Below are 6,645 nucleotides of genomic sequence, written 5' to 3'. Positions count from 1 at the left end.
AGACCACCGGCAGCCGCCGCGCCATCAGCGCCACCGAGACCACCGGCAGCCGCCGCGCCATCAGCGCCACCGAGACCACCGGCAGCCGCCGCGCCGTGGGGGCCTCCGAAACCACCGGCAGCCGCCGGGTGGTGGGTGAGTCCAGTGGCTACCGGCGCGCGGGCGAGGGCACCAGCACCCGCATCCTGGCCGTGGACGGCCGCCCCCAGCTGGGCCGCCGCCGGGCCGGGGCCGGCGAATCCACCGGCTCCCACCGGGTCGCGCCCGGCGAGGCCACCGGCTCGCACCGGGTGCTCGGCGAGGCCAAGCGCGGCATCGCGAAGTGGCCCATCGTCGCCGGGGTGTTCGTCGTGCTCCTCGTGCTCGGGATCCTCGGCTGGGGCTGGGCGGACAGCATCGTCGCCAACCGGGCCGAGGCCCAGGCCAGCGCGTGCGCCGAGGGCGACTCCAACCTCAGCGTCGTCGCCGCCCCGTCGGCGGCCCCCGCGGTGACCGCCGCCGCCGAGCGGTGGAACCAGGCGAAGACCGTCGTGCACGCGCACTGCGTCCACGTCCAGGTCCAGGCCATCGACGACCAGCGCGTCCTGCTGGCCCTCACCGGCCGCGGCAACCTCGACTCCATCGGCGGCCAGCCCGCCGTCTGGATCCCGGAGACCTCGGCGACGATCACCGAGCTGACCACCGCGCGGCCCACCCTGCTGACCTCCCCGGCCGAGCCGCTCGCCGCCAATGCCCCCGCGGACTACCCCTGCGCGGTGCTCACCGCCGAGGACGTCGACGAGGTCCAGCAGCGCGCCTCCCAGCGGTTCCGCAACTACCTCCAGGAACCGGCCCAGCAGGCCGACTTCACCCGCCTCCTCCACCCCGGCGCCTAGTGCAGGACACCGCGGTCACGCGGGCCGCCCGCCGCTGAGCACCTCGCGCGTGGCCGCGTCGGCCGGGTAGAACGACTCGATCACCAGCTCGGCCAGCGTCACGTCCAGTGCGGTGCCGAAGGTGGCCACCACGGACAGCAGGGTCAGCTCGGCGTCGCCGCGGCGCAGCCGCACCGGCACGAACACCGAGCCGGCCGGGGCCTCGTCCACCGGGTCGTCGCACGGGTACCCGCTCACCTCGGCCAGCAGGCCGGCCAGGTCGGCGTCGCCGGTGATCTCCACCTGCCGCCGCAGCCTGCCGAGCAGCTCGGCCCGCCACTGCCCCAGGTTGATCACGTGCGGGGCGAGGCCGCGGGGGTGCAGCGCGATCCGCAGCACGTTCGCGGGCGGTTCCAGCAGCGCGGGGTCGACGAGGTCGGTCAGCAGCGTGATGCCGCTGTTGCTCTCCACCAGGTCCCAGTTGCGGTCCACGACGACGGCCGGGTACGGCTCGTGCCCGGCGAGCAGGTGCCGGACGGCGTCGAGCGCGGCGCCCAGGTCGGGCAGCGGGGTCTCGGGGAAGACCGGCGCGTAGCCGGCGGCCAGCAGCAGCCGGTTGCGGTCCCGCAGCGGCACCTCCAGCCGCTCCCCCAGGCGCAGCACCATCTCCCGGCTCGGCCGGGACCGGCCGTTCTCCAGGAAGCTGAGGTGGCGCGTGGAGATCTCGGCGGACAGGGCGAGGTCGAGCTGGCTGAGCCGGCGGCGCTCCCGCCACTGCCGCAACTGCTCGCCAACGGGGCGCTGCATGGTCGTCACCCGTGCGAAGTTACGGGGCGCGCGCACGGCGCCGCCATTACCTCCCGCGTAATCGACGGACCGCGCGATCCGGGCGATGGTGATCAGGTCACACCGACTCGATCAGGAGGAATCCGATGACCGACTACACCGCTCTCGCCCAGGCCTACATCGACGTCTGGAACGAGACGGACGCGGACAAGCGCCGGGCGCTGGTGGAGGAACTGTTCACCCCGGACGCCACCTACACCGACCCGATCGGCGCGGTGCGCGGCACGGCCGCGATCGGCGAGTTCGTCGGCGCGGCGCAGGCGCAGTTCGCGGGACTGGAGTTCAGCCTCGGCGGCGCCGTGGACGGCCACCACGACCAGGCCCGGTTCACCTGGCACCTGGGCGCGCCGGGCGCCGCGGAGCCGCTCGTGATCGGTTTCGACGTCGTGGTGGTCGAGGACGGCCGGATCGGCCAGGTGCTGGGCTTCCTGGACAAGGTGCCCAGCTGACGCGGATCCGCCGACCGGCCCGGAACCCCCAGTTCCGGGCCCTCCCCACTCTGTCGTGCCCCGTGAGGGCGCCTGAGAGGTTCACCCGAGTGTTGAGCCGGGTTTGCACCTTCGGCGGGGCCGGACGTAGTTGTGCCCGTCGGCCCGCTTTCCAGAGGCGTCTCGTCCGCGCGGTCCAGGGTGCCTGAGAGGTTCCCGGGGAGGCTTTGCTCCTTCGGCGCCGGGCGCGCTGGTGGTGGCCCGGTCTCTCCCGCGCGGCTTCGGCGACCGCGCTCAGTACCCTACTCCCCGGTTCGGGGAGACGATCACCCGGTCCGGCGTGCGTTGCGGCGCTGAGTGAGTTCGTCCGGAACGACCGGTTCGACCTCGCCGCCGTCGGCGCGCTCGGCCGGGAACTCGTGGATCGTGCCGCTGATCTCCTGCATCGGGACCTTCACCGCGATGCCGAACACGCCCTGGCCGCCCTGGAGCAGATCCACGATCTCCTCCGGCGAGGTGCACTCGTAGACGGTGGTGCCGTCCGAGACCAGGGTGACTTTCGCCAGGTCGCGCGCCCCGCGCTTGCGCAGGTGCTCGACGGCGACACGGATGTTCTGCAGCGAGACGCCCGTGTCGAGTAAACGCTTGACGATCTTGAGGGCGAGGATGTCCTTGAACGAGTACAGCCGTTGCGAACCCGAACCGTGCGCCGTGCGAATGCTCGGCGCGACCAGCCCGGTGCGCGCCCAGTAGTCCAGCTGCCGGTAGGTGATGCCGGCGATCTGACAGGCCGCGGGACCCCGGTATCCGACCAGCTCGTCAGGCAGGGACGAGTCCGGGAAGAGCTCACCCTGCTCCCCGGGCACGACCTGAACCGGCCTTTCGTCGACCACGCATGCCTCCCCTCGCCCGGCCGTGCGGCCGGTCGAAACAAGCACCCGGGGCCCTGGAGTAGGACCCGCGGCAGTGGCAAACCGCTCTGGTGCCCCAGTGACCGCGCCGCGGCCGAATCACACCGAAGCGATTTACCGCCATCGACGGTATGCGCGGGCGCGCGCCCGGTCAACGCGACGCGCGGCCACGCCTCGACGCAGTATGGAGAGTTGATCGGTGAAGACGCCCCGGCCACGGTTACCCGGCCGGGTAATTTTCGCCGCGGAGGCGGCGGAGGCCCCCGGAACGCGCCGAAGGGGCCCTCCCGGCCGGTGCTCGAGCCGGGAAGACCCCTTCGGCGCCGCCGGAGGCGGGGCGGTCAGGTGTCCGCGCCGCGGAAGTCCTCCGGCGAGACGGATTCGAGAAATTCGCGGAACTTCTCGACCTCGTCCTCCTGCTCGTCCGGGATGATCAGCCCGGCCTCGTCGAGCACCGCGTCCACCGCGTGGATCGGCACACCGACGCGCAGGGCCAGCGCCACCGAGTCGCTCGGCCGCGCGGACACCCGCACGTTGCCGTCGAAGACCAGTTCGGCGAAGAACGTGCCTTCGCGCAGGTCGGTGATCACGACCTGTTCGAGCTCGCGGCCCAGCGCGCCGATGACCTCCTTGAGGAGGTCGTGGGTCAGCGGGCGCGCGGGGCGCACGCCCTGCTGCTCGAGTGCGATCGCGGTGGCTTCCACGGACCCGATCCAGATGGGGAGGTACCGCTCACCCTGCGCCTCCCGGAGCAACAAGATCGGCTGGTTCGCGGGCAACTCGACCCGCACGCCGACGACGCGCATTTCGCTCATCGGGCTTCGCCTCCCTCTCGTGTGCGCGGGCCGCGGCGCTGGTCCGGGGACCCCGCATCGACATCTCCGACGCTACCCGCCATCCCGGCGCCGTGCTCGTTCGCGGGGACTGGGTGGCAGTCGCGTGGACCGTTCCGGCAAATCCATCACCAACGGTACGGCATCGGCGGCTCGCTGCGGAGTCCCGAAACCATGTCATTACCGTCGCGACCCACGACCAGCGGAGATCCAGAACCGCACCGCCGGGCTCACCCGCCCGTCACGTCCCGGATGCCCGCTTTGACCAGCAGCGTGTGCAACGTCACGGACAGTGCCGCCAGCTGCCGCGCCAGCTCGTCCGCCCGCGCCTTGGCGTCCGGGTCACGCTGCCGCGACACGGGCGCGACGATCTGCTCGAGCAAGCCGACCTCGCGGTCCGCCGACGCGCGGAAGGCACGCAGGTGCCGCGGCTCGATGCCGAACTCCGTCATGGCGCGGACCGTGCGAGCCACCAGCACCGCGTCCGGGTCGTAGAACCCGGCCGCGCCGGGGCGGATCAGGCCGTACTGCTCCAGCTCGGCGAGCAGGGAGCTGTCCACGCCCGCCTCGGCGAGCAGGTCCTCCCTGGTGAGCCGGACGTCGCGGCCCGGCGCGAAGTCGTCGGGCCGGGGCAGCCCGTCCCCCGGGCCCGGCACCGCCGGGATGGGGACCAGCTTGCGCGGCAGCCTGCCGCCGAGGCCCTGGCCGTCGGACAGACCGCGGTCGGCGGCGTCGAGCTGCTCCTTGATGACCTTGAGCGGGAGGTAGTGGTCCCGCTGCGCGGCCAGCACGAACCGCAGCCGCTCGACGTCCGCCGCGGAGAACTGCCGGTATCCGGACGCGGTCCGGCCCGGGCGGACCAGCCCCTCGGACTCGAGGAACCGGATCTTGGAGATGGTGACATCGGGAAAGTCCGGGCGCAGCTGCGCCAGCACCGCCCCGATGCTCAGTCCATCACGCTGTGGCCGCCCGGCAGCCGTCACCGCGCCCCCTGGCCCCCGTGCCCCGGGCCGGTCAGGAAGACCAGGCGGAACTTGCCGATCTGCACCTCGTCACCGCCCGCGAGCACCGCCTGGTCGACCGGCTCGCGGTTCACGTAGGTGCCGTTCAGGCTGCCCACGTCGATGACGACGAACTCCCCGCCCTCGCGGCGGAACTCCGCGTGGCGGCGGGACACCGTGACGTCGTCGAGGAAGATGTCGCTGTCCGGGTGGCGCCCGGCGCTCGTGGTGTCCCGGTCGAGCAGGAAGCGCGAACCGGCGTTCGGGCCCCGCTTGACCACCAGCAACGCCGTGCCTGCCGGCAGCGCGTCGACACCGGCGACCGAAGGCTCCGGCGTCGGCGCCTCCTGACCCTCCACGTCCGCCAGGAAGTCGGCCCGGAAGACCGAGGTCCGCTCCGGAGACTGCTCCGGGGGAACGCCGGGCCCGTCGTTGGTGCTCACCTGAGCTCTCCTCACCACTGATGTGTCGCTGGCTGAAAACCTGTGGCTGCCAACGTACCGTGCCTGATCGATTCGGCCCCCGCGGCTCCCCCCAAAACGCGGTCCTAGCCTGCGGTCAGCCGGTTGTAGGCGTCGGCGTCGAGCAGCCCCGCCACGGCGTCGGCGTCGCTCACCCGGATCTCGACGAGCCACCCCTCGCCGTAGGGGTCGCTGTTGATCAGCTCCGGCGAGTCGCTCACCGCGTCGTTGACGGCGACGACCTCGCCGTCGACCGGGGCGAACAGCTCGGACACGCTCTTGGTCGACTCGACCTCGCCGAACGGCTCCCCCGCGGTCACCGCCTTGCCGGCCTCGGGCAGGTCGACGAACACCACGTCACCCAGCTGGTCCTGCGCGTACTCGGTGATCCCGACCCGGACCACGTCCCCGTCACGGGTGGCCACCCACTCGTGCTCCTCGGTGTAGCGCAACTCTTCTGGCGCGGACACTCCACGTCCCCTTTCCTGCCCCGGCTCGCGGGTCTTTCGCGATGCTCGCGCGAAGTCTTACATCCGCGCGCCCGCTCTGGCACGCCGGACCGCCCAGAAGGTCTGCAGCAGGTACAACGCGCCGGACCACACGTACAGCACGGTGCCCCACGCGGTGAAGGAGTAGGCGATGGGCCGGGCGATCGCGGCCGCGGTCGAGCCGCCCTGCGTGAGCAGCAGGAACGGGAAGGCGTACATCAGCACGAAGGTCGCGGCCTTGCCGATGTAGGTGACCTCGGGGGGCGCGTAGTCGTTGCGGCGCAGCACCAGCAGGGCCACCCCGACCAGCAGCTCACGCCCGACGAGCACCGCGACGAGCCACCAGGGCACGATGCCGCGAACCAGGAAGGCGATCAGCGTGGCGACGATGTAGAGCCGGTCGGCGGCCGGGTCGAGCAACTGCCCGAGACGGCTCGTCTGGTCCAGCCAGCGCGCGAGCTTGCCGTCCAGCCAGTCGGACAGGCCGCTGAACACCAGCAGCGCCAGGGCCCAGCCGTCGGCCCGCGGGCCGAGCAGGAGCCACAGGAACACCGGGACGCCCGCGAGCCGCAGCAGGGACAGCAGGTTCGGCACCGTCCACGCCTGGCGCAGCAGGCTGGGCTCGGCCGTCTCGGCGCGGGGTTCGATCACGAGGTAACCCTAATCGGTGGGGCTGGGGCGGGTTCACCCTCGGAGTGGCGGTGCCCGGTGGTTGTGGCGACGGCCCGGGCCCGGCGGCTTGGGGCTGGCGGCTCGGGCCCGGCGGCTCGGGCCCGGGGGCTTGGGGCTGGCGGCTCGGGCCCGGCGGCTCGGGCCCGGCGGC

9 protein-coding genes and 1 riboswitch are annotated in these 6,645 nt (G+C 72.6%); of the genes, 2 read left to right on the top strand and 7 right to left on the bottom strand.

Annotated features, from left to right (window positions below):
- The coding region (locus tag ABZ215_RS42815) for a hypothetical protein (RefSeq protein WP_354956613.1) at positions 1 to 875 on the top strand (875 nt) is incomplete at its 5' end.
- A gap of 15 nt (positions 876 to 890) precedes the next feature.
- Here ABZ215_RS42815 and ABZ215_RS42810 read toward each other — a convergent pair.
- The gene (locus tag ABZ215_RS42810; protein ID WP_354956615.1) at positions 891 to 1,661 is read right to left on the bottom strand and encodes a helix-turn-helix transcriptional regulator; all 771 of its coding nucleotides are present in this window, start codon (positions 1,659 to 1,661) and stop codon (positions 891 to 893) included.
- A 125-nt stretch (positions 1,662 to 1,786) separates the two neighbouring features.
- Here ABZ215_RS42810 and ABZ215_RS42805 point away from each other — a divergent pair, with 125 nt between their 5' ends.
- On the top strand, positions 1,787 to 2,149 hold the full coding sequence (locus ABZ215_RS42805) for a nuclear transport factor 2 family protein (protein ID WP_354956611.1): 363 nt from the start codon (positions 1,787 to 1,789) through the stop codon (positions 2,147 to 2,149).
- A 161-nt stretch (positions 2,150 to 2,310) separates the two neighbouring features.
- A riboswitch (glycine riboswitch) is annotated at positions 2,311 to 2,412 on the bottom strand.
- 42 nt (positions 2,413 to 2,454) lie between these two features.
- On the opposite strand, the gene ABZ215_RS42800 is transcribed toward ABZ215_RS42805, so the two are convergent.
- From ABZ215_RS42800 to ABZ215_RS42775, 6 genes are all read right to left on the bottom strand, one after another.
- Positions 2,455 to 3,021, bottom strand: a complete 567-nt coding sequence (locus ABZ215_RS42800; protein ID WP_020418474.1) for a MerR family transcriptional regulator — start codon at positions 3,019 to 3,021, stop codon at positions 2,455 to 2,457.
- A gap of 359 nt (positions 3,022 to 3,380) precedes the next feature.
- A complete protein-coding gene (locus ABZ215_RS42795) occupies positions 3,381 to 3,854 on the bottom strand; it encodes a bifunctional nuclease family protein (protein WP_017988091.1) in 474 nt (157 codons plus the stop codon).
- A 248-nt stretch (positions 3,855 to 4,102) separates the two neighbouring features.
- Entirely contained in the window at positions 4,103 to 4,855 is a 753-nt protein-coding gene (locus ABZ215_RS42790) for a MerR family transcriptional regulator (protein WP_354956609.1), read from the bottom strand.
- Positions 4,852 to 5,316, bottom strand: coding sequence for a glycogen accumulation regulator GarA (garA, locus tag ABZ215_RS42785; RefSeq protein WP_017988089.1), 465 nt, complete (start codon positions 5,314 to 5,316; stop codon positions 4,852 to 4,854). Before garA ends, ABZ215_RS42790 begins: the two co-directional genes overlap by 4 nt.
- 104 nt (positions 5,317 to 5,420) lie before the next feature.
- Positions 5,421 to 5,804, bottom strand: a complete 384-nt coding sequence (gcvH, locus tag ABZ215_RS42780) for a glycine cleavage system protein GcvH (RefSeq protein WP_027935938.1) — start codon at positions 5,802 to 5,804, stop codon at positions 5,421 to 5,423.
- A 57-nt stretch (positions 5,805 to 5,861) separates the two neighbouring features.
- Entirely contained in the window at positions 5,862 to 6,473 is a 612-nt protein-coding gene (locus ABZ215_RS42775) for a CDP-alcohol phosphatidyltransferase family protein (protein WP_020418478.1), read from the bottom strand.
- Between the last annotated feature and the right edge of the window lie 172 nt (positions 6,474 to 6,645).

The organism is Amycolatopsis sp. NPDC006131 (genome assembly GCF_040614175.1).
GTDB classification, from domain to species: domain Bacteria; phylum Actinomycetota; class Actinomycetes; order Mycobacteriales; family Pseudonocardiaceae; genus Amycolatopsis_E; species Amycolatopsis_E tucumanensis.
This window is presented reverse-complemented; position numbering and strand designations above follow the sequence as displayed.